We start from the raw sequence: 21958 nt of genomic DNA on the forward strand, positions 1-21958 counted from the left end.
TTTCCAGCGCGATGACCATCAAGAGTCCGCCGTCGCCGCTGACGCCGTGAACGTTCGACGGCGGCAAACCGGGGTGAGTGTGGCTCCCGATTGCACCGCCCACCAGTAACATCCCGTGGAGGGCAACCATGACGATGGCACAAACCATGACCCGGTGCAGGGCTCTTACACGACTGTGCTGCCAGATATGGACGGCGCAAGGCAGGCACACAGCCGCCAGGCCCGTCATCAGCGCACCTAGCCAAGGGCCGTGCTGGTTTTGGAACGCAAGCCATACGTGCACGGCACTGGAGCCGGTCACCAGCAGGGCGCACAACCGCGGATGCAGGACGGGCCCGCTGATGCTGACCCGTCGTCTAAATGTCACGGAATTTCCCTAGCCGTGGCAACTGGCGGAGCCGGCGCTGGAGCCGGAAGCGCTGTGGCAGCTGCCCGCCGCGCTTGATCCGCTGGAGCTGGCGGGCACGTCCAGGACCGGGCTTCGGTCGAAAAAGCCTTCAGGGCGCAGCTTGAAACCAACCGTATCCACGGGCATGATGGGCCAGTCCTCCACGCGCGGGAAATGCGTGAGGCCGAAGGTGTGCCAGACGACGATGTCCTGGCCATCGATCTCACGATCCTGGCCCACGTATGCCGGCAGGCCTGCTCCGCCCGGGTGCTGGTTCACGAAATCGCCCGTCGGGTAACGCTCGTTGTCGGCGTAGCGGGTGACCCACACGTCCTTGGTGGCGAAGGCGGCCCGCCGGGCAATGGACGAATCCGGATCCGCCAGCAGCGTGGGCTGGTTCTGCGAGTGGAGCTTGTAGCCCACGGGCTCGCCGAGCCGGTTGCGGGATTCGGGGTTGGAGATGATCCAGGTCCGGCCGGCTTGAGCATCAGCCTCACGGACGGCGTCGGATTCGCGGGTGAGCACGGTCCGTTTGCGGGAGAAGGCGTTGCCCCGCTCGTTCCCCTCCCCCATGGACTGTCGGATGACGTCTTCCTCCTCCACGCGGTTGGTAAAGCCGTCAATGGCCATGTCCAGGCGGGCGCTGAAGAGGTGCTGGTGGAAGGGCGCCCCAAGGCCGGGTGCAAGCTGGGAGATGTTGTCCGAGCCGGCCTCCGGAAACGCGCTGGTGAAGACGACGCCGGTGGCCTTGGCTTCGAATTCGATGGTGCCGTCGAGGTAAAGGTACCAGTAGAAGCCGTAGTCGTAGTTGCCGATGGTGGTGAAGAACGAGATCACGAGCCGGCGGTTGCGGCGCGTGTAGCTGATGCCGCTCCAAAGATCAGTGTGCTTGGACAGGATGCCCCAGTCCTCCTCGTGCATACAGATGCCGTTGCGGATCTCGCGCGGGTTGCCGAACGCGTCGCTGATCACGGGGCTGAGATAGGTGATGTCGCCAAGGCAGTCGCAGCCCCGTTCGAGGGAGTTGGCGTACTGGCCCACCAGGTATTCGCCGGTGTCGAAGTAGTTCTGCCAGGACCGGATGGGCGACGGATCGCCGTACGGGACCACCATCTCGGCGATGGAGGCCCGGTTGATGATGGGCCGCATGCGGTCACCGTCCTGGAAGGCAACGTTGTGGAGCACCACGCCTTCCCTGACGTCGAAGCAGACATCCACGCTCCACTTTTCCCATTCGACGTGGTTGCCGCCGATGACCTTGAAGCTGGGGCCTTCAGGCTGGGTGATGTTGATGGGCTTTTGCGTGGTGCGGAGCGGCCCTGTCAGCTCCGGGTCCGTGTAGTTGCCGTGCTCGGACGGGATGGGCATTGCGCCGAGGTCTATGACCTGCGTGACTTCCTTGCTGACTACGTCGACGTAGGCCACAAGGCCGTCCACAGGATGGGCCCAGGCGCTGTCCTCCGGAAAATCCTGAACAAACGCCAGGCCGCGAAGGATCCGGCGGCCTCTCTCCTCCGGGTACTCGAACACCCCTGCCGAGAGCGGGGCAACGCGGACCTTGGTGACGTCGAGGCCCCGCTCTCCCAGCGCTTTCAGCCAGCGGTTATCGGTGGCCAGGAGCGACTCGACCACCTCGAATTCCTCTTCAAGGACGGGAAGCTCTCCCGTGACGGCTGTATCGAGTTCGACGGCGGACACGACCTCCCGCATGAACGTTGAAACCACCACGTCCACGGGCGCCCCGCCGGTCAGGTCATGGATAAAGATCCGGAAGCGCCGGTCCCCGACGGAGCCCGCGACAGCGGCAGCATCGGCGTCGGCAGTCCCGACGGCGACCGTCACCCGGGCGGGATCCAGCAGGCCCAGGTAGGCGATGCGCTTCTCCGGGCCCAGGTGGCCGGCGGAGCGCAGGATGGCTTGGACCTCTGTGATCTCGCCAGCTGATGCCAGGCGGTACGGGGAAGCTGTGTCAGCTGTTGCAAGCGTCATGAATGACCTTTGTCCGGGACCGTGGCGGTCGTGGTTTTTATTTTCTATACTTGTAGAGAATAAGCATCCGTAAGATGGCTCACAAGAGTCTGAGCGAAAATATTTCCCCCGGGAGTGGACGCGGTGCCGAAAATAGTTGACCATGACGAGCGCAGGCTGGAACTGGTGGATGCCACATGGCGGATCATTGCGCGGCTCGGCATTGAAGGCGCCACCATGCGGGAGATTGCCTTGGAGGCAGGCTTCGCCAACGGGGCGCTCAAACCATATTTCCCCACGAAGGACACCCTTCTGGAGTTTGCATTCGGGCACGTCTTCAACAGGACCAACCAGCGCATCGCCGCAGTGACGGAAGGTAAAACCGGACTGTCGGCACTGCGGGCCTTCTGCCTGGAGGTGCTCCCGCTGGACGAGGAACGGGTCAACGAAGCGCGGATAGTGATCCCGTTCTGGCAGAAGGCGATCAACGATCCCCAGAAGGCGGAGATCCACCAGAAGTCCATGGAGGAATGGCTTGCTGCCATCCGGCAATATCTCGCGGAGGCGCGGGAGGCTGGGGACGTCAGTGCCGCCGTCGACGACGACACGGTGGCGAGCCAGCTCCTGAACATGCTGCTGGGTGCACAGATCGGGGCAGCACTGGGCGCCGGTTCCAGCGCCGGCCCCCGACTTCCAGACCAGCTCGAGGGATTTCTGGCCCTGGTGGCCAACTGAGCCCACCCCTACCCGGAGGCCCCCCGCACGCTTCAATTGGCACTCCAGTAAAAGATTCTTTTTTCGACAACTGTTGAAAAAAGACCTGTTCCGGCGTTAACCTGAGTGGACTGTGTCCCAGGACACATCCATGGGGGAACCCACGCTATGCGGCCATCCGTCGTCAGGAACATCCATGCCAGTTGCAGTCCAGCCCGCCAGCCAGAACGTCAGGTCCAGCGTCGCGCTGACGTTCGACCACTGGAAACACCTCGTAGCGGAGTCCTTTGTGCCGCTCAGCGCCAGGACAGAAGACATTGACGGGTTCCGCGGCCAGATGCGCTTGCGCGTGCTGGACCGGATGTCCGTCGTTGAAGTCACCGCAACCTCCCACGAGGTCCACCGCACCCCCGCCCTGATCGCCCGGGCCACTGAACGCTACTTCAAGCTCAACCTCCAGCTGGAGGGCACGGGACTGCTGATCCAGGACAACCGCGAGGCCCTGCTCCAGCCCGGCGACCTCGCCATCTATGACACCAACCGTCCCTATACCCTCGCCTTCGAGGAAGAGGCGCGGATGATGGTGGTGATGTTCCCCTGCGATGCCCTCTCGCTGCCCACGGACTACGTGGGCCAGCTCGCCGCAGTCCGAATGGCCGGAAGCACCGGCCTCAGCGGGATTGTGGGGCAGTTCATTCGGCAGCTGTCCGAGAACCTTGACGTCCTGAGCGGTCCCAGCGGTTCCCGGCTGGCCACAAACGCCCTGGACCTTGTATCCACCATGCTGCACGCCGAAATGGACATCGCCCCGGACCAAATGAAGCCGCAGGCTCTCCTTGCCGTGTCGGTGCGGGAATACATCGAGGCCAACCTGTCCGATCCACTGCTGTCACCGGCGAGCATTGCGGCCGCACATTTCATTTCCACGCGGCACCTGCACAACGTCTTCCATGAATCAGGGACCACCGTGGCCAGCTGGATCAGAAGCCAGCGACTGGACGGCGCTCGCCGCGAACTGCGGGATCCGCTGCATGCCGGGCGGTCAGTAGGCGCTGTCGCTGCCCGTTGGGGTTTCCTCGACGCAGCGCATTTCAGCCGCATCTTCCGCGACGCCTTCGGCGTTTCCCCTAGCGACTGGCGCCGCGCAGGCTGACCAGGCCGCCCGCCGCAACAACCGCCGCCGTCTGGCGGCAAGCAACCAGCCGCCGTCGTGCGTTGGGAAAATCACCGGCCGCAAGCAAATGACCCGGCCCGGAGTAATCCGAGCCGGGCCAATGCCGCAGTTGCCTACCTCGCTGCAGGCGCACCTAACTGACGGAGTCCCCCATGACTGCAGCCCCGCTGCGCCGCTCCACCCGGCCTTCCACCAGTACACCGGCCAGGAACACCACCGGGACCGCTGCTAACAGGGCATTTGCGGTCTCTGCGCTGCCGCCTATCAGCGACGTAAAGTTGCTGACCACCAGATACAGGACCCAGGCCAGCAACACGGACGCCAGCGCCGGCGCCAGTAGGGTCTGCCAAAGCTGACCCGTGGCCTTTTCCCTGCGAAAGAAGCCGACGACGGCGATGGAGCAGAGCATGTACAGCACCAGGAGTGCCGCAACAGCCAGCCCGCTGAACCACGAGAAAAGAGTCAGGACCGGGTCCAATGCCAGCAGCGCGAAGGGCGCCACCAGTACGACGGCGGAAGCGGTCTGGATCCAGGCAGCCGTGGCGGGTGCACAGTGCCGGTTGGTCCGGGCAACGATTGCGGGCAGGGAACCGCGGAGTGCCAAGGAATGGAGGTAGCGGTTGATGCCGTTATGGAAGGCAATGATCCCCGCCAGCAGGGAGGTGACCAGCAGGATGCCCGTGGTGACTCCCGCCCAAGGCCCGAAAAGTTCCACCATCGGCGTCAGGACAAAGGCGGTTGAATCGCCGGACTCCAGTGCCGCGCCTGCGGCATCGATCACCTGGGACGGGCCGTAGTAGCTCACCAGCATCCACGAGATGAACGAGAAGAAAACAGCAATAACGCTGACGGACAAATAGGTTGCCCGCGCCACCGTGCGGTGCGCATCCTTGGCTTCTGCAGAATAGATAGCCGTGGACTCAAAGCCGAACATGGAGGCCACAGCGAACATGATGGCCACCCCCGGGGCGCCGGAGGCAATAGCTTCCGGCGAGAAGGACGCGGCCAAGCTGAGGCCTTCGGGACCGCCACCGCTGAACAGGACGGTCAAGCCAAACATCAGCAGGACGGCCACTTCCAACCCCACCAGGAGGGCCAGCACTCGGGCGCCAAGTTCGATGTTGAGGGAACCCAGCACCTGTACGCCGGCCATGGTGACCAAAGCCAGCAGCCACCAGGGGATGTCCAGTCCGGTTGAGGCTAGCAGGCCGGAGAACGCGGCACCATAGAGCCCGTACATCGCTGCCTGGACTGTACTGTAGGCCAGCAGGGCCAGCCAGGCCGTGCCGGCGCCGATCTTCCGCCCGAAGGCGGCGGTCACATAGGCGTAGAAGGCGCCGTTCGCCTGGATTCTGCGGCTCATCGCGACGAAGCCGACTGCGAAGATCACGATTACGATGCCGACAATCAGATAGGCACCGGGGGCACCGGCGCCATTGCCGAGTGCAACCGCGAGCGGCGAAGCCCCGACGATCCCAGTGAGGGGCGCCTGGGCGGACAGGACAAAGAACAGGATGCCCATGACGCCGATACTGCCGGCGCGAAGGGCGGTTGAATGCTCGGTGCGGGGAGAGGCTTCAGTGGTCCGGGACTCGGAATTCGAAATACTCATTGGATCCTTCTTAACGGTCATGAGTGTTGGGGAAAGGGTGCCACCCTAGGGGGCAGGTACCGTGAAATCCAGCATCGCAGCGGGCAGGTGGTTCGCCTTGTCGTGCAGCGATCAGTTGTTGTTCCTAAGCGCAGCAGCAGTTGCGAGGGCGGCTTCCATGCCGCTCTCGATTGCGCCATCGATGAAACCACCCCAGCCGTTGGCGATGTCCGAGCCTGCAAACCGGACGTGGCCATGGGCCGACTGCAGGACTGCGAGGTGGGTCGACAGGAATCCGGTGGCGTGCATGGGCCACGTTTCACCGGACAGCGGATCCTCCACCCAGTTGTGGCTGGCCACTCCCGCGACTTCAGCGTCCGGGACAAGGCGCACCAGCTGCTCCTGGACCGCGGCCGCGTCCTCCACGTCGATTTTTGCGGCGTCCGGTCCGAATCCCACCACAATGGCGCCGCCATCGATGCCGTATTCCGTCTGGAAGAAGTTCAGGGGCCAGTCGGCGCCGCCGAGGGCCACGAAGGGTGTGTGGTCTCCCTTCAACCTGATCCAGACCTTCGTTCCTTTGGACACCTGGCCGAGGCGGATTCCTTCGGTCTTGGCGGCCGACAGTGGCGGCTCGAAGTTCACCGCCTGCATCGCATGCAGAGGAATGGTGATAATCGCGGCCAGCCCGCGAACGGTCCGCCCATCGGTGCTGCGGATGCGCACCGACGTGCCCGCGTCGTGCACGCGGTCCACCGTGAAACCGTGTTCGACGCCGACCCCGGAGTCAGCGAGGATCGCGTCGGCGAGGGCAGCTGTGCCGCCGACTATCTTATAGGTGGCGCAGGCCTCGAAGCTGACCGCCCAGTCTCCGTTGGTCAGGGCGACCCAGCGAAGGGCCTGTGTCAGGGCCGCATTCTCCAGCGGACCGTTGAAGTTCAATGCCCAAAAGGACTCCAGGATGTCGCGCTGGGCGCCGGCAGGGAACTGCTGGCGGATCCGGTCCTGGACGGACACATGGTCGATTGCCTTGAAATTGTTGCGGGACAGGGGCCTGAACGGCTCCGGAAAGTACTCGCGGGAGTACTTCACGAATTCGCCATTCATCCCGCCGATGAGCCGGAGCAATTCGTCCGGCCCGCCCTCATGGCGGCGCCCGTCCGCCCACCAGAAGGCCCGTTCCGGTTCAGGGCTGGGCGTGGTGTCCAGGCCGTAGCGCTTCAGCTCAGCCCAGACATAGGGCTGGGTCCAGTGCACCCAGGTGCCACCGATTTCCAGGTCGCGCCCCAGCCGCCGGTCCAGCCAGGTACGTCCGCCGATCCGCTCGCGGGCCTCCACGATACGGACGGACAGTCCCTGCCTGCTGAGCTCGCGGGCGGCCGTGAGCCCCGCGAAGCCGGCCCCAACCACCACAACGTCGTACAGTTCGTGGTCCACGGCCACCACCTAGGAATACACAAAGAATTCGACGGTGGGCGCCAGCACTTCCCACCTGGTGCGGGCGCCTTTGTTGAAGGACGCTGCGGATCCGGCGGTGAGATCATAGGAGTCCCGGCCCTCCACCTCGATGCGGAGGTGTCCTTCAACAAGGGAAATCGTCTCGTCGGCATGAATCACCAGATCGAAGGGTTCGGGCGCCTCCGCCGGAGTGACATGCCAGTATCCGCAGGCGAGGTCCGTACGGCCGCCCTCTCCAAAGCGGCGGACCCATTGGACCTGGCCGAGTTCGAAGGGTTCATTCTTGTTCGGGTCGAGGGCGGACGAAGTGGTGAAAGCAGGGGTTTCCGGCACATTGGGCTCCAGTGGTTTGCCTTACCGGCGGTTGAACCGGGGCGGTAAGGGAATTTCAGGTGAGGCAGCAACGCAGAATCGCCAATCAGTGATCCACATCACCACTGAGATGAATCTAAGCACTTGCTTAGTTTAAGTCAAGAGGCGTTGCAGGGAAGCCGGAAGCAATGGCTAGACTCGGCATATGAAAAGCTCCGCCGGTCCTGCCGCTCCGTCCAAATACGGAACCGGCAAGGAAGCCCTGCTGCGCGCCGCCGTCGGCGTGGTGGCGACCAAAGGCCTGCGTGGGCTCACATATCGTTCGGTCGCGGAAGCCGCCGGTGTGAACAACACACTGGTGGCCCACCACTTCGGAACCCGCGATGCGTTGATCGCCGCGGCCCTGGACTGGGCGGCCGACCAGTCCATCAACGCGTCCCAGCTGCGGGAAGCGGCAGCCGTGGGCCATTCCTTCACAGAGTCACTCCTGGAGCTATTGCTGGCCGAACCGGAACTGCAGGTCTTCCAATACGAGATGATCCTCGAGGCGCGGCGGCGGCCCGAACTGGCTGACGCGGTTACCGCCCTCTATGAGAACTATGTCAACACCCTGGCTGATGGCCTCACCGCGTCCGGGGTCACCACCAACGTGCAGATCGTGGCACGGACGCTGTTCGCGGCACTGGACGGCTTGGTGCTCCAGTACCTCGCGGGTGTGGACCGCGCACTCATTGCGGCGTCCCTTGAGGAAGTTCACGAAGTGCTGCTCCTCCGGACTGGCCCACAACGCTAAGCTAACGCTCGTTTGGCCCGCTGCGTCGATCCAGCCACGACGTTTGCTGCTCACTTAGTTCGATGCCCAGACCCGTCATCGTGCCGCGATACTCTGCGATTGACCGTGGCCCAACCAATGCAAAGGTTGGGAATTGCTGGGCCAGCACGTAGGGCAACGCCACGGCCGTAGCCGGCACTCCGAATTCATTTGCCAACTGTTCAGCCCGGCGCTTCCGTTCAAAGTTCGCATCGCCGTAAAAACAACGTACGAGATCGGGGTCACTGAGGTTGTCAGGGTTCGCGCGGGCGAAAAACCCGCGGGCCTGGGAAGATCAGGGCAGGAGCGCAACGTCACGTTTGTGAGCCAACGCTTGGACTCCGGGTCGGTAGCAGTGCGGCATCCGGCCCACGGGACATCGTAGGCCTCCGCCAAGCCGAAGTAATTGCTCAGAACTGTGAGGGGCCGCCTGCCATTCGCGGCCGCCCAGGCATTGGCTTCATCAAACCTCTCCATCGTCCAGTTCGAACCGCCAAAAGCCGAAATACGCCCAGCGCCGGCATGCTCATAACGCCCTCGGCGCTGATGCAAACTGCACTCACGACAGCCCGCTCTGCACCACCAACCCGGTCACACCCCCCGCGCTCCCGGAGACACCGGCTGCCAGTCCCCTGGCCAACACGGGATCTCCCGCCATGAACGCACTCCTGCTCCTCGCAGGCTTACAGTTGGCAGCAGGCGGGAGCCTGAGCCTCGTGCGCCGCCGCAAAGCCAGCCAGGAAGAGGAAGGGGCACTCCCCTTAACCTAAAGCGGCACTGGCACAAACCAACCGTAAAACAGATGCAGGCCTCCTTGACGAAGAGGCCTGTATCTGTTCCATGCCATGGCGGCCCGATCGACGAACAGCACCGCTCTCCTGATCGTTGGAGTCCCCTCCGGTGGGAGCGACCCGCGAACCAGCACAGACCAAGATCAACACGGGAAGAAAGAAGTCCTACCCATGGGGGCAATGGCTATGTCGAAACCGTGGAGACGCTTTTTGCTTTGCTGCCGTCTTATCCATCATGTGGTACGGCTTCGTCGGTCTCCTCGACAGAGGGCTGATGGTTCATCAGTTGCCCAGCATCACATTCCCTTGTCTCAATGAGTATTTGCCATCAGGGACCATTCATAATCCTGAAGGCCAACCTGTGCATGGCATCCCCGGATATCCCCTTCGAGATGACAAGAGCCCCCGGTTATCGGCGCCAATAGAGCACAGGCTTCAACATTCCATTTCACTCCAGGACGCTGCTTCCGAAGCTCCCGGTTTCCCCAGACAGGGGGGTGGGGCTGTTCTGTTTTCTGCTCCAAGAGTCTTCCGGACCGGGCTTGCCGCCAATCGGCCCTCCGCGATAGCTGGATGCTGAAAAACTGCTTCGCGACGAACGCGCTCTGCTCTCCTGGCCGTCCATCGATTCTCACCGGGACCTACAGCCACATCAACGGGGTGACCACCCTCGAGACCCCGATCGACGCTGGAGCATCTCGGCGGCACTGGTCCTGCTCAGCGCACTTGCGCTGCACAGGCGCGACGTCGGAGCATAGTGGGCGGAAGTGGCCCACTCAGGCAGCTCCATAGTTCCGCTGCCCCTGGTTCTCGGCGCGCCCAGCTCGGCTGACGCCCAACAAGAGGGGCGCCCTGGGCAAATCCGGCCGAGATCCGCTTCCACAAGCGGGCGGTGAAGGTGTCTATTTTGTCCCGCTTCCGTCGTCGTCGGCCGCTTCGGCACCTTCTTCCGCTTCGACCATGGCCGCCTCGCTAAAGGGGACGGCTGCCTGCAGCCCCGTCGTTCCCCGAACCGGGCCGAGCCGGCGCTGGCGCAGCGGGTCGCGGCGCAGGTCAGCGTACAGTGCGACACAGAGCCCGATGATAATCAGCACAAACGGGCTGGCGGCCAGGATGGTGAAAGTCTGCAGGGCGGCGAGCCCGCCGACGGCCAGCAGGACCGCGGCCACGGCGCCGGTGAGGAGGGCCCAGAAGATCACCAGCGGCTTCCAGGGATGCTTGCTGCCGCGTGTGGACAAGGTCCCCAGAACCAGGGCGCCGGCGTCGGCACCGCTGATGAAGAAAACGGCGGTCAGAACCATAACGACCAGCGCCGCCCCGATGAAGAAAGGGTAGTTCTGCAGGGCTGCGAAGAACCCTGCCGCCTCGCTGCCGGTGCCGGCGATGTCCACGCCGTTCAGCTGCTGGTTCATGCCGGCTCCGCCGAAGATGACAAACCACACAATGCTGACGGCGGTGGGCACCAGCAGTACGCCCAGGACGAATTCCCGGATAGTGCGCCCGCGGGAAATCCTGGCGATGAAAGTGCCGACAAACGGGGTCCAGGAGATCCACCAGGCCCAGTAGAAGATGGTCCAACTGGCCAGCCAGTCACTGCCTCCGAAAACAGCCGAATGGAAACTCATCGGGACTAACTCGGTCAAGTAGGCACCGATGGCAGAGGGCAGCAGATCCAAGATGAAGAGCGTGGGGCCGGCCACAAAGACGAACAGCAGCAGGACTCCGGCCAGGACCATGTTGGTGTTGCTCAGCCATTTAATGCCCCTGGAGATACCGCTGGCGGCGGAGATCACCACGCCGACGGTCAGCACACAGATCACGATGATCGGCACCGCGGCCGTGGGGTCTTCCTCGAATTTGCCGGTGCGCAGCAGCGCTAGGCCCGCAGCGATCTGCAGCGCCCCGAGACCGAGCGACGTGGCGGTACCGAATTTGGTGCAGATGATGGCCAAGACGTCGATGGGCTTGCCCCAGCCCCTCATTTCGATGCGTTCCCGGCCAAACAGGGACTGGAACGGGGCGCTCATCAGGTTGCCTCGGCCCATCCGATAGGTGGAATAGGCCAGCGCCAGCCCGACGACGGAATAAATCGCCCAGGGATGCAGACCCCAGTGGAACATCGTGTAGGCCATGGCGGTCCTGGCGGCCTCCGGGCTGCCAGGCGCGACGTCGACAAAGGGCGGCGGGGAAGCCAGATGGGTGACGGGTTCGTACACACCGTAGAACATCAGTCCGATCCCCATGCCGGCGCTGAACATCATGGCGACCCAAGAGAGGGTGCTGAATTCTGTCGCTTCGCCTTCATAGGAGAGTGGGATCCGTCCGTAGCGGCCGAAGGCCAGGACCAGGGAAAATACGACGAATCCGGAGGCGCCCAGGATGAACAGCCAGCCGAAGGTGCTGGTGATCCAGGACAGGGCCGCCGCGGCGCCGTCCCCCACGGCGTCCGTGAAGAATACGCCGAGGAGGATGAGCACCAGAATGATCCCGGCCGAGACGCCGAAGACCGTCTTGTCAACGCTCGCCCAGCCCTGGGCCGGCGGCAATGATGCGGGTTCCCCCAGCCGCTCCTCCAGGTCCTGGTCGTCGTTTGAATGATGGTTCATCGGACTCCTCACAAAATCGTGGGCTATGCCGGGTCCTTGTGCAGTCCACCGTCCGGGAGGATAGCTAGTTGTTCGCCGCGTGTCCTTCGTCAGTATAGTTGCCGGCATGACTGCCAGTGAAGAATCCCCAGCCCCGGAGCCCGCTGACTACACGCGGGACGGAGACGACGGATACACGGAATTCGGCGGCCACGGACGCGTGGCCAAGCGGGATGCACGGGTTGCCGCCTCTGCTGAGTGCGATGAAGCCAACGCGTCCATCAGCGTCGCCGTCGCTATCGGCGGTCTGCCAACCAACCTGACATCCATGCTGGCGAGCGTGCAGAACGACCTTTTCGATCTTACGGCGGACCTCTCCGTCCCGTTAAGCCGGCGGGAGCCGGCGCGGGCAAGGATTGTCCAGGGGCATATCGACCGGCTGGAACGTGCCGCACAACATTTCGCCGCGGATTCCGATGGCGTCAGCGGCACCGTGCTCCCCGGCGGCACTGCCGGGGCGGCGCTGCTGTATATGTCCCGGGCCGTGGTCCGGCGCGCCGAGCGGGCGGTCTGGATCGCCGTCGAGGAATATCCGGATACGGTCAATCCGGTGACCGCGCGCTATCTGAACCGCTTGTCGTCCCTGCTGTTCGTCCTGGCGCGCGGGGCCAATGCCGAGCACGGGGATATCGTGTGGATCCCGGAGGCATCGGTGCAGCCGGTTGGCACTGACACCGCCGCCGCCCAAAGCCCCGACGAGTAGGAACCGGCGGACCGGCGGCTCAGCCCTCGACGCCGGTGGGCTCGTTCGGCGTGTGGGCGGCAGTTCGGTGCTGAGCCGGATTTCGCCGGAGTCGACGTCCACGGCAAAGCAAGCACATGTTCATTCGTAGATTCATCACGACTCTACTGACCACCCAGAGCCATGACGAAGAGGGCCGAGACCAAGCGATGGATGGCCGGCAGACCCTTGAGGCGCAGTCACGGGCCATTAACGCCCATGACGGCCCTACCTTTGCCAGCTACTTTGCAGATGACGCTGTCGTCGTCGATCCCCAGTATCCCGAGCCACTGCGCGGCCGCGCCGCGATAGAACAGGACGTGGCGACGTTCCTCAGGGCCTTTCCTGACCTTGAATTCTCTCTGACCAGCATGCTTGTCGACGATCGCATGGTCGCTGCCGAGGGAAAAATCAGCGGTACCCACAACGGGTCCATCCAGCTGCCTGGCGCAGAAGAGATCCCGGCAACGGGCCGGTGGCTGGAATTCCCCATGGCATTTTTCAGCCGCCTGGACGAGTCCGGCAAGATCATTGAGGAACGCCGCTACTACGATTTGGCGAGCCAGCAAGAGCAACTCGGCCTAACCTAGATGCACTGGTAGAACCGAGGGAAACCGCGGCATACCGTGGTCGCTCCATCCGATTTCCCCCGGTGCCGGGAGGCGGCGATGACAGCCTTCCGCACCCAATGAGCTCGACATCACCGGGCAGCGACACTCCTGTCGATGCCAACATAATCCCCGGTCACCACCGGCCCGCTTGACCAGCAGCACCGAACTGGAGATCGATGACGACGAAAGCAGGCTTCCGGGCCGGCGGCGGCTGTCCAAGAAGATGCAGGCAAAAGACTGTGCGGGTTTTCGCTGCGGGATGCCGGATGGCTGGGGCCGCAGATCTCTGCCCGCGGTCTTTACAACGCAGACCTTCAAGCAGCGCTCCCGGCCGCCGGAACGGTTCCAGGAGTTCTCCGCGGATAAAGTCCTCGCGCAGCACCACAGGGTGGACTGCGATTGTCAACGAGCTCAGCGCCTTAAAGGGCGCGGAGGCAGGCGGATCCTTTCGACCGGGGCGTTTTGCAGCGAACTCCTTGCACAATGAAAGGCAACCCGGGGCCGGTCAGCGACCCGGCAAGTCCGTTCAGGCCTGCCCAGGTGATCCGGGCGGCAGATGCCTGCGGAGAAAGTCCAGCACGGCGGGCCCGGCCGGATCAATGATGTGTCCGCCCGCCACGAGTGCCGTCTCCGCGTTGGGCAGCAGATCGGCCAGGCGCCGGTTGACGGCGTGAAGGGCTTCCGGGGAGTCCTCCGCGGAAACGACCAGGGTCGGTTGCCGTATCTGACCGGCGTCCGCTTCGCTCAACTCCAGCGGCGCCCGGCTCAGGTCCAGGCCTCTGCCCCTGATCTCGGCCAGCACGGCAGGGCTTGCTGCAGTGAAGTGCTCGCGTAGCGGGCCGGGGAACGATTCCCACGCCTCACCACCTAGCACCTCCCGGAACACGACTTCGGAGGCTGAAGAGGGGTCTTCCTCCGCTGCGTCCAGCACCGCCCGACGCAGCTGCTGCGCCCACGCCGCAGCGTCCGGATGCAGTGTCAACACTGCTGGCTCGAGCAGCACGAGTGTCCTGACCATCTCAGGGTGGCGGCGAGCCAGTTCCAGCGCAATCAAACCGCCAGTACTGCGACCGATCACCACCGCCGGGATTGCGGACAAGACCTCCAGCACCGTGGCCGCGTCCTGAACGTGATCGGCGAGATCGACGGCGCCTAACTGATCGGGCCGTCCGCTGCGATAGAAGCCCCGGCGGTCGTAGATGATGCACCTGCTGTTACGGGCGAGCCGCCCGGCGGCGTCTTCCCACATCAGCGCCGAACTGGGCGTGCCGTGGATGCCCAGGACAGGCACTCCCTCGCCGTGGACCTCGTAATATAGGCCGACACCGTTCGCCATCAAGATGGGCATGGCTTCAGCGTAGGAGCAACAACGATCCAGAAACAAGGCGCGGTGCCTGTCCTGAATGCTGTGGCCGCCGCCCTCCGTTTCCATCCCCGTCAACGCCGCACAAGTCCTCCCCGCCTTGACCCCTCAAGGGCCAGAACACACTTCGTCCTGCGCCTCACCTGACGCCATCGGAACAGCTTGACGAATCTCCATTATCGGCACTTAAAGCACGGGAGTAGCATGTGGCACTGACCGGTGACCGAGGTGCCTACTTCCTGTCAACCGATTCCTAGCGCTTGCTGCCCGAGTGGCGTCCGGAAGAGACAAAGTCCGCCGCTGTCCGGGGTATCCCACGCTTCAGAGGACGCGATGGAGTCCATGCGGCTTTGCCTGTCAGCAAGTCGTCCGAGTCCAGGAAGTAGGTTCCAACCAGTCCGATATTGATCAACCGAAGAAGCGTCCGACGAGCCGCCGACAGCTCTAGCTCAGGGTGGTCCTGCTGCATGCCGTCCTTCATACCTACAAAGTTCGGGGAAGGAGATCACGCACATAGCCCTCCTCCCATGCGTTGATGAGCACTTTCCGCTCGGCCGCATCGCGCTCTCGCCAGCTGACGGAATCTTGGGGCATTGCACAACGGTAGCGCCTATTAGGTACGGTTCAGCACAGAAGCTTCGCCACGCCCGTCAAAAGACGGTCCTAACTCCCGGCTGACGAATAACCGTGCATGCCAGTTACAGCAGCGGGCTCTTTCGGCTACCAAAACGGAGCTGCCACAAATTCAAACATCGGAAATTCGCGGCGCCCTTCAACATGACCCTGCCGTATGGAACGTTCCACCAAGATGTTGGTAGTCTCGATTCAGCAGAAAGGTTGTGTGTGATGGTTAGAGGGCGGATCACCCTTCATGACGTTGCCGCTGAGGCAGGTGTTTCCAAGAGCTCGGTGTCAAATGTGATCCGGAACCAGCCTCACGTGAGGGAGTCGGTTCGCAAGCGGGTCTATGATGCGATCGAGAAGCTCGGGTATCGGCCGTTGGCCATCGGGCAGAACTTGGTCACGGGCAGCACCGGCGTGGTGGCCCTGGCCATACCAAACTTTGCCCAGCCCTACTTCGCCGAAGTTGCGAGAGCTGCTGTAGCTGCAGCCTCACGGCACGGGCTCAAGCTCATTGTTCAGCAGACAGATAATGATCTGCTGCGTGAGCGGGAAGTTGCTGACGCATGGAACCTGGGGGCCGCTGACGGCTTGATTTTCAGCCCCTCCACCATCACGGATGAGGAGATTGAGGAACGGCGCGGCGGGATGCCCCTGGTCCTTCTCGGAGAGCGTTCCAAGCTCAAAAGTGTGGACCGGGTCGGTATCGACTCAGTTGCCATCGCTAAGCTGGCAACCCAGCATCTGATTGAGCAGGGGCGCCGGCACGTGGCGATGATCGGACACAAAGACACCGGGGACCCCTTCGTCGTTTCCGAGCGCGAAGAGGGGTTCCATAAGGCATTGGCAGGAGCCGGGCTCGTCGAAGCAACGCCGATCGGCTACGTCCAGGACTGGACACGCCGAGATGGAGAGGCTGCCATGGCTGCCCTCCTGGAGCGGGGCGACAAAATCGACGCCATCTTCTGCGCCAATGACCTTCTGGCCTTAGGCGCCATGAAAACCCTGGCTGAGCGCGGCATCGCAGTACCTGCCGAGGTGGCCATCGTTGCCGTGGACGACATCGAGGAGTCGTCATTCGCCAACCCCTCACTCTCCAGCGTGTTCATCGACCGGACCTGGATGATGGACAAAGCCTTCGCCCTCCTCAGCGCCAGGCTCAAGGACCCTCTCTCCCCGCCCCAGCAGGTCGACGTTCCGTTCCGGCTGGTAGTCAGGTCATCGACCGGTGCATGATCCGCGTTGTCCGGCGGGCCTCGTCGGGCTGAGGCCGGTTTAGGTGACGTCGACGAGTGCCCATTGCTGGTGGGCGGAGCCTCGGTAGAGCTGTTGTTCCGTGGTGGTTCCGTCGGTGGTGGCTGCGCCGGTGAGGCCGAGGGCATAGGTGGAGAAGCGGTTGGTAAGGGCCACTTTTCCGTTACTTATGGGCGTGATTGCCCATTGCTGTTGCAGGACGTTGGCGCTGGTATAGATCGCTGCCTTCTCGCCGATGGTCCGTGAGCGGAAACCGATCTCGAGGACCTTTCCGCTGTTGGCGTCCCTTAGCTTGTAGTAGCCGTCGACGTCGGTGGTCAGCGTCCAGCGCTGGTTCGCCGCGTTGGTGTCGGGGGCCAGGACAACGGCGGCCCTGTTGGCGGTGGAGCCGTTGAGTACGGTCAGTGCCTTCCCGCTGGCGGGGTTGATGAGTTTGTAGGCGCGGTTGGGGGCGACGGCGAAGGACTGGCGGGCGGGCTTTGCGGTGCGGCCGCCGACCCGGAGGCCGGCGACGTTGGTGTAGCCGCCGGAGCCTGCCTTCGCGGTGAACCGGATGTATCCGGCGGTGACGGGGGCCCACTCGGCGAGCTTCGGGGTGGGGCCGGTGGCCCAGGTGCCCGAGGCGACGGTTGTGAAGGTCACGCCGTTGGCGCTGGTGGAGACCTCGTAGGAGGTCACGTCGCCGTCGGTGCCGTTTTCGCGGGACCACTGCTTGGGAAGGTACTCCAGCGTGGTCACACCGGTGTACACACCGCCCAGATCCAGCGTTATCGATACGGGCATGGCGAGTTCGCCGGTGCCGGGCCAGGTGGACCAGCAGGTCTGGAGTTTGTTGTCGGCGCGTCCGTCGATGGCGTAGTACGGGGGTTCCGGCTCACGGAACGCTGTGGCGTGGGCGGCCACGGGTGTGATCAGGTGTTCGGCGCGCAGGGGCTGGGCGGGGAGCGCGCCGCGCGGGTTGGGGGAGAAGGCCGCGCCGACTTCGGCGAGACGGGCCACCACGTTGGGGTCCAGCTTGCCGTTGCGGTTGGGTGGGCAGTTCAGGATGAAGGAGGTCCACCTCGATTCGAGTTCGGTGAGGTGGGTGATGATGGCGTCCCTGGACATCAGTGCCTCGGTGGGGGTGGAGGGGTGCCAGAACCAGCCGTTGCTGATGGTCTGGCCCTGCATCCCGGCCCAGGTATTCCCGGCTGGCGCGGTGATCCCGAAAGGTTCCTCCCAGAAGATCCCGTCGGCCAGCCAGGGGGTGAGGACCGCGCAGATATCGATGATGAGGCAGTTGGGCTGGAGGGATTTGACCAGGTCGCGGACCCGCTGCATCGGGACCTGTTGGTGGCCCATCTGCCAGGCGTAGCCATCGAGCATCAGGACTTCGATCTCGCCGTAGCCGGTGAGCAGTTCTCTGAGCTGGTTCAGCACATAGGTGATCTGGGGCGAGTCGACACCGGCCGCGGGGTCGCTGACATGGTATCCGCCGGTGGCCTGTACGGGATAGGTACGGTCCCAGATGGAGAAGTAGAAGCCCACCTTCAGGCCCCGGGAGCGGAACGAGTCCACGTACTGCCTGACGACGTCGTGCTTGTAGCCCGAGTTCATGACGTTCTGCGTGCCGTATTTGGTGGGCCACAGCGCGAATCCGTCATGGTGCTTGGTGGTGAGCACCCCGTAGCTCATCCCCGCCGAAAGAGCGGCATCGGCCCACTGATCGGTATCCACCGACGGCGGTGCGAAGATCGCAGGATTCTGGTTGGGCGCGGCCCACTCCTCGTTCGTGTAGGTGCCCAGGTTGAAGTGGTTGAACATCCCGAAACGCATATCGACCAGCTTCTGCAGCAGAGCCTGCGTGTCCCACCCCGTTCCTGTTGCCAGGACCTCAGCTGCTGTGGCTGGTGATACTCCGCCACCGACGGAGGTGGCCATCAGACCCGCAGCAGAGGCACCAGCCGCACCGAGAAGGTCCGGGCGATTTTGCGTCATTGTCATTGCTCCATGTTGATTATGCGATCCCGGGGTCGTAGCCTGAACACCCGTCTAATACATCCGATGTTATGGCCAATTTGCAGCATATCAAGTATGGATCTCGCCGCTAAAGGTGTAAGAAGCTTCGTAACATATGATGTCTGTGCCTCTTGGGTCCGCTCCGGGCCTTGACAAGGCACGACAGCACAATCATGATGTAAATCACGGTTTGGAACGGTGCAAACCCTCAGTCAGTCATTTGATAGCCTCCCGAGGCTAGAAACATCCGTTTGGAACGCTACAAACCCCCCGTACGCAGACGAACCCAATAGGGGAAGTCTTCGTGTTTGGAACGTGACAAATGTCTCGAAGGAGAGAAATTATGGATTCCAAGTCTCTGGCCTCGGCCACCGTAACCGCGAAGGTCCGGCGTGCCGGCCGTATCGCTGTTGCCCTTATCGCCCTGACCTCGGTGGTTGGTGTTGCGGGCTGTTCTTCACAGTCCGGAGCCGCGACCGCCAGTGATGGCAAGACTGTTTTGAAGGTGTACGGCTGGAAGGGCGGCGATGCTGAACCGGCCAACATGGAGAAGGTCAACACCGCCTTTGAGCAAGCGCACCCCGATATCGACGTGCAGTTCGAATACGTGCCGGGCAACGATGCCTACACCCAGAAAGTCCAACCTGAACTCCTCGCCGGCAACAGCGCCGATGTCATTATGACGGACTCCAGCAAAGTCCAGGACTGGGGTTCCGCCGGGTACCTGGAGGACCTCGGCGGCAACGACTGGTCCGACTCGGTGATCCCGGAAGTAAGCCCCTTCATCCAGGAAGAAGGCACGACGTACGCGCTGCCAATGGAACTGATCGGCATTGATCTGTACGCGAACCTGGATCTGCTGAAGAAGGCAGGGGTAAACGAGGTCCCAGCGACTTACCCCGACTTCGTGGCCGCATTACAAAAACTCAAGGACGCGGGGATCACACCGATCTCGCTGCCGAACAAAGGCGGCTGGACCGGCGCATCAGTCGTCAACGCGATCGCGGCCACCAAGGTGTACCAGGATGACCCGGACTGGGACAAGAAGTTCCTTGACGGGTCAGCTTCCTTCAGCGACTGGAAAAGCTCAGCTGATCAGATGATGGAGCTCCAGAGCAAGGGATTCGTGGATTTCTCCACCGAACTTGGAGTTGATGAGTGGGGACAAGGCCTGGCCGACTTCACATCCGGCAAGAGTGCCTTCTGGTTCCAAGGTGCATGGAACCAGTCAGCTGTAACCAAGGCCGGGATCAACAGCGTGTTCATCCCGTGGCCGGCCGGCGACAAGGGCCAGGAGTCATCGGCCAACCTGTTTGTCGGCACCATGTGGAGCATCAACGCCAAGTCCAAGGTCAAGGACGCCGCGAAGGAGTACGTGGACTTCTGGTCGGACAGCACCAATGCTGCTCCGTTCGTCGAGGCGGAGAACGCCGTAACCCCGTTCAAGGACGGCAAGACCCCCAGCACGCCGGCCACCAAGGACTTCGTGGCAGCGGTCGACGCAGGGCGCTACCGCATCCTGCCCTCGGACAGCTGGTTTACAGCCGCCGGGGAGAAGCAAATGCAGCAGGGAACCCAGGCACTCTGGCTTGGCCAAGTGGATGTGAACCAGTACGTGTCGGACCTCGACAAGCTGCGGGACAAGAAGTAAACCGCAGCAGTCAAACCGGGGGCGGCGCTGCTTCATGCAGCGCGGCCCTGGCTTCCATTTCGACTTCCAAAGGTAGTAACCCGTGATCCATCGCCGGCCTATGACGGCCTTCCTCTTCCTCGCACCAGGGTTGGCACTTTATTTGCTGATCGTGATCTACCCCCTGCTTCAGGGATTCTCGCTCAGCACGACCAACAGCAAGGTCGGGAATCCGGGGAAATTTATTGGAGCCGAGAATTACATCGATGCTTTCGCTGACCCAGTGGTGACCGGGGCACTCCTCCGGACCGTCCTGTACGCCGTCGTTGTGGTGATTGTTCAGAACGGCGTGGGTCTCTGGCTGGCCCGGGCCCTGTACTACCGCTTCCGGGTACGCCGGATGGCCAGCATCCTCGTTCTCCTGCCCACGCTGATGTCCGCTGTCATGGCTGCATTCGTCTGGACGTACCTTTACGCCCGCGACGGCGCGATTAACACGATGCTGCGCAGCGTGGGTCTTGATTCCCTGACCCGGGTATGGCTCGGGGATCCCTCCACTTCAATATGGGCCATTGCGGTGGTGAACATCTGGATGTTCGCCGGTTACTCCTGCGCAATCTTCCTCGCCGGATACACCGGTTTGCCTGGAGAGCTCCTGGACGCAGCCCGGGTGGACGGCGCTTCGGGATGGCGGAAGTTCGCGAACGTCGAATGGCCTCTTTTGGCCCCCGCACTCACTGTCAACGTCACGCTGTCCCTCATCGGTTCATTGAAGGTTTTCGAGCTGCCCCTGGTGATGACCAGCGGTGGTCCGGCCGGATCATCGACCACTCTCAGCCTGCTCATTTACCAGCAAACTTTCGGCGGTCAGGGCACCTTCGCCTACGGAACCGCTATCGCCATCATCCTTCTGGTTGTCGTGGTCGTACTCGCTGCCGGAACCCAAACGATCCTGCGGCGTCGAGAGGACCTGATCTAAATGACCGCCCCCATCACAGAAGCACAAGAGGCCACCTTCAGCCCTCAACCCCTGCAACCGCGGGCAACCCAGCTCCCCAGACGCCCCCGCCCGGGAGGTGCCGCCGCCTATTGGGCAGGGAACATCGCCTTGGTCATCGTGGTTGCCGCGATCGTTGTTCCGTTCTTCTTCACCCTGCTCACCTCCCTCAGGACCAGTCAGGACGTCGCCAACGACCCGCTGGGGTTCCCGACCTCCCTGACACTGGACAATTTTGCAGCTGTCTTCCAGAAGATGAACTACGGGCTGGGGCTGCTGAACTCCATCCTCATCCTGGTCTTCTCCCTGCTGGCCACCATCCTTCTCGGGGCATTGGCCGCCTACCCACTGGCCCGTGTGTCAAGGAACTGGACCTCGTGGGTGTACCGGCTCTTCATTGCCGGATCAACAATCCCTGTCTTCGTCCTGATCGCACCCCTGTATCTTCTTCAGCGCGACCTTGGCCTGTTGAACAGCCACGTCGGTGTCATCCTGGCCTACGCTGCACTCAACTTGCCGGTGGCCATCTTCTTTTACACCAGCTTCTTCCGTCAGATCCCCATCGAGCTCGAGGAAGCAGCAGCCCTGGACGGTGCAAGCCCGGTCCGGATCTTCTTCACCGTCCTCTTCCCCCTGCTGCGCCCCATCACCGCGACTCTGGCGACGTTCCTGACCCTCGCCATCTGGAATGACCTCATCATTCCCCTGGTCTTCCTGCAAAACCCTGCCTTCAAAACCGTGATGGTCAACGCGTACTCGCTGATCGGCACCTACTCCATTGATCCGACAGTGCTGTTCCCCGCAGCCCTGCTCGGCGTCGCCCCGCTGCTGGTCGTCTTCATGTTCCTCCAGCGCCAGGTCGTGGACGGCCTGACCATGGGCGCCGTCAAGTAACACCTCGCACCACCTCC

General features: G+C 62.9%; 19 protein-coding genes. 10 read left to right on the forward strand and 9 right to left on the reverse strand.

Annotation, left to right across the window (positions count from 1 at the left end; genetic code table 11):
• Positions 1-376: 376 nt before the first annotated feature.
• On the reverse strand, positions 377-2377 hold the full coding sequence (locus M1E05_RS12630) for a primary-amine oxidase (RefSeq protein WP_461163144.1): 2001 nt from the start codon (positions 2375-2377) through the stop codon (positions 377-379).
• A gap of 123 nt (positions 2378-2500) precedes the next feature.
• Here M1E05_RS12630 and M1E05_RS12635 point away from each other — a divergent pair, with 123 nt between their 5' ends.
• Together M1E05_RS12635 and M1E05_RS12640 are read left to right on the forward strand one after the other, a co-directional pair.
• Positions 2501-3091: a TetR/AcrR family transcriptional regulator gene (locus M1E05_RS12635; RefSeq protein WP_458114292.1), complete on the forward strand. Its 591-nt coding sequence runs from the start codon at positions 2501-2503 to the stop codon at positions 3089-3091.
• 175 nt (positions 3092-3266) lie between these two features.
• Positions 3267-4223, forward strand: coding sequence for an AraC-like ligand-binding domain-containing protein (locus M1E05_RS12640; protein WP_458114293.1), 957 nt, complete (start codon positions 3267-3269; stop codon positions 4221-4223).
• Positions 4224-4377: 154 nt separating this feature from the next.
• Here the strand turns inward: M1E05_RS12640 and M1E05_RS12645 are convergent, their stop codons facing one another.
• The 3 genes from M1E05_RS12645 to M1E05_RS12655 form a co-directional block, all read right to left on the reverse strand.
• Positions 4378-5856 (reverse strand): APC family permease, encoded by a 1479-nt coding sequence (locus M1E05_RS12645; protein ID WP_461163145.1) that lies wholly within the window; start codon positions 5854-5856, stop codon positions 4378-4380.
• A gap of 111 nt (positions 5857-5967) precedes the next feature.
• Positions 5968-7272 carry a flavin monoamine oxidase family protein gene (locus tag M1E05_RS12650; RefSeq protein WP_461163146.1) on the reverse strand — a complete coding sequence of 435 codons (1305 nt, stop codon included), beginning with the start codon at positions 7270-7272 and terminating at the stop codon, positions 5968-5970.
• 9 nt (positions 7273-7281) lie between these two features.
• Positions 7282-7626 carry a cupin domain-containing protein gene (locus M1E05_RS12655; RefSeq protein ID WP_461163147.1) on the reverse strand — a complete coding sequence of 115 codons (345 nt, stop codon included), beginning with the start codon at positions 7624-7626 and terminating at the stop codon, positions 7282-7284.
• 184 nt (positions 7627-7810) lie between these two features.
• On the opposite strand from M1E05_RS12655, the gene M1E05_RS12660 reads away from it, so the two are divergent.
• A complete protein-coding gene (locus M1E05_RS12660; RefSeq protein WP_461163148.1) occupies positions 7811-8398 on the forward strand; it encodes a TetR/AcrR family transcriptional regulator in 588 nt (195 codons plus the stop codon).
• Position 8399: 1 nt separating this feature from the next.
• Here M1E05_RS12660 and M1E05_RS12665 read toward each other — a convergent pair whose 3' ends face one another.
• The gene (locus M1E05_RS12665) at positions 8400-8594 is read right to left on the reverse strand and encodes a hypothetical protein (RefSeq protein WP_458114298.1); all 195 of its coding nucleotides are present in this window, start codon (positions 8592-8594) and stop codon (positions 8400-8402) included.
• Positions 8595-9072: 478 nt separating this feature from the next.
• Between M1E05_RS12665 and M1E05_RS12670 the strand changes: the two genes are divergently transcribed.
• A complete protein-coding gene (locus tag M1E05_RS12670; protein WP_461163149.1) occupies positions 9073-9186 on the forward strand; it encodes an LPXTG cell wall anchor domain-containing protein in 114 nt (37 codons plus the stop codon).
• A 923-nt stretch (positions 9187-10109) separates the two neighbouring features.
• Here the strand turns inward: M1E05_RS12670 and M1E05_RS12675 are convergent.
• The gene (locus M1E05_RS12675) at positions 10110-11813 is read right to left on the reverse strand and encodes a BCCT family transporter (RefSeq protein ID WP_461163150.1); all 1704 of its coding nucleotides are present in this window, start codon (positions 11811-11813) and stop codon (positions 10110-10112) included.
• 106 nt (positions 11814-11919) lie between these two features.
• On the opposite strand from M1E05_RS12675, the gene M1E05_RS12680 reads away from it, so the two are divergent.
• Positions 11920-12555 carry a cob(I)yrinic acid a,c-diamide adenosyltransferase gene (locus M1E05_RS12680; protein WP_461163151.1) on the forward strand — a complete coding sequence of 212 codons (636 nt, stop codon included), beginning with the start codon at positions 11920-11922 and terminating at the stop codon, positions 12553-12555.
• A gap of 116 nt (positions 12556-12671) precedes the next feature.
• Entirely contained in the window at positions 12672-13163 is a 492-nt protein-coding gene (locus M1E05_RS12685) for an ester cyclase (RefSeq protein WP_461163152.1), read from the forward strand.
• 154 nt (positions 13164-13317) lie between these two features.
• Here the strand turns inward: M1E05_RS12685 and M1E05_RS12690 are convergent, their stop codons facing one another.
• Both M1E05_RS12690 and M1E05_RS12695 read right to left on the reverse strand, forming a co-directional pair.
• Positions 13318-13590: a hypothetical protein gene (locus tag M1E05_RS12690; protein ID WP_461163153.1), complete on the reverse strand. Its 273-nt coding sequence runs from the start codon at positions 13588-13590 to the stop codon at positions 13318-13320.
• A gap of 120 nt (positions 13591-13710) precedes the next feature.
• The gene (locus M1E05_RS12695; protein WP_461163154.1) at positions 13711-14532 is read right to left on the reverse strand and encodes an alpha/beta fold hydrolase; all 822 of its coding nucleotides are present in this window, start codon (positions 14530-14532) and stop codon (positions 13711-13713) included.
• A gap of 861 nt (positions 14533-15393) precedes the next feature.
• On the opposite strand from M1E05_RS12695, the gene M1E05_RS12700 reads away from it, so the two are divergent.
• Positions 15394-16404 (forward strand): LacI family DNA-binding transcriptional regulator, encoded by a 1011-nt coding sequence (locus M1E05_RS12700; protein WP_461163155.1) that lies wholly within the window; start codon positions 15394-15396, stop codon positions 16402-16404.
• Between the two features lie 39 nt (positions 16405-16443).
• On the opposite strand, the gene M1E05_RS12705 is transcribed toward M1E05_RS12700, so the two are convergent.
• Positions 16444-18399: an alpha-L-fucosidase gene (locus M1E05_RS12705; protein ID WP_461163156.1), complete on the reverse strand. Its 1956-nt coding sequence runs from the start codon at positions 18397-18399 to the stop codon at positions 16444-16446.
• Positions 18400-18763: 364 nt separating this feature from the next.
• On the opposite strand from M1E05_RS12705, the gene M1E05_RS12710 reads away from it, so the two are divergent.
• From M1E05_RS12710 to M1E05_RS12720, 3 genes are all read left to right on the forward strand, one after another.
• Positions 18764-20071: an ABC transporter substrate-binding protein gene (locus M1E05_RS12710; protein WP_461163157.1), complete on the forward strand. Its 1308-nt coding sequence runs from the start codon at positions 18764-18766 to the stop codon at positions 20069-20071.
• A gap of 82 nt (positions 20072-20153) precedes the next feature.
• Complete coding sequence (locus M1E05_RS12715) at positions 20154-21029, forward strand: carbohydrate ABC transporter permease (RefSeq protein WP_461163158.1); 876 nt, start codon at positions 20154-20156, stop codon at positions 21027-21029.
• A complete protein-coding gene (locus tag M1E05_RS12720; RefSeq protein WP_461163159.1) occupies positions 21030-21941 on the forward strand; it encodes a carbohydrate ABC transporter permease in 912 nt (303 codons plus the stop codon).
• The last annotated feature ends 17 nt before the right edge of the window (positions 21942-21958 follow it).

It is taken from the genome of Arthrobacter sp. R4-81 (assembly GCF_054792365.1).

Excerpts from the sequence above, each read along its gene's own strand:
- M1E05_RS12705 (WP_461163156.1), bottom strand. The coding sequence starts at position 18,399 with ATGACGCAAAATCGCCCGGACCTTCTCGGTGCGGCTGGTGCCTCTGCT.
- M1E05_RS12670 (WP_461163149.1), top strand. The coding sequence starts at position 9,073 with ATGAACGCACTCCTGCTCCTCGCAGGCTTACAGTTGGCAGCAGGCGGG.
- M1E05_RS12630 (WP_461163144.1), bottom strand. The coding sequence starts at position 2,377 with ATGACGCTTGCAACAGCTGACACAGCTTCCCCGTACCGCCTGGCATCA.
- M1E05_RS12700 (WP_461163155.1), top strand. The coding sequence starts at position 15,394 with ATGGTTAGAGGGCGGATCACCCTTCATGACGTTGCCGCTGAGGCAGGT.
- M1E05_RS12660 (WP_461163148.1), top strand. The coding sequence starts at position 7,811 with ATGAAAAGCTCCGCCGGTCCTGCCGCTCCGTCCAAATACGGAACCGGC.
- M1E05_RS12720 (WP_461163159.1), top strand. The coding sequence starts at position 21,030 with ATGACCGCCCCCATCACAGAAGCACAAGAGGCCACCTTCAGCCCTCAA.
- M1E05_RS12675 (WP_461163150.1), bottom strand. The coding sequence starts at position 11,813 with ATGAACCATCATTCAAACGACGACCAGGACCTGGAGGAGCGGCTGGGG.
- M1E05_RS12680 (WP_461163151.1), top strand. The coding sequence starts at position 11,920 with ATGACTGCCAGTGAAGAATCCCCAGCCCCGGAGCCCGCTGACTACACG.
- M1E05_RS12645 (WP_461163145.1), bottom strand. The coding sequence starts at position 5,856 with ATGAGTATTTCGAATTCCGAGTCCCGGACCACTGAAGCCTCTCCCCGC.
- M1E05_RS12640 (WP_458114293.1), top strand. The coding sequence starts at position 3,267 with ATGCCAGTTGCAGTCCAGCCCGCCAGCCAGAACGTCAGGTCCAGCGTC.
- M1E05_RS12685 (WP_461163152.1), top strand. The coding sequence starts at position 12,672 with ATGTTCATTCGTAGATTCATCACGACTCTACTGACCACCCAGAGCCAT.
- M1E05_RS12695 (WP_461163154.1), bottom strand. The coding sequence starts at position 14,532 with ATGCCCATCTTGATGGCGAACGGTGTCGGCCTATATTACGAGGTCCAC.
- M1E05_RS12710 (WP_461163157.1), top strand. The coding sequence starts at position 18,764 with ATGGATTCCAAGTCTCTGGCCTCGGCCACCGTAACCGCGAAGGTCCGG.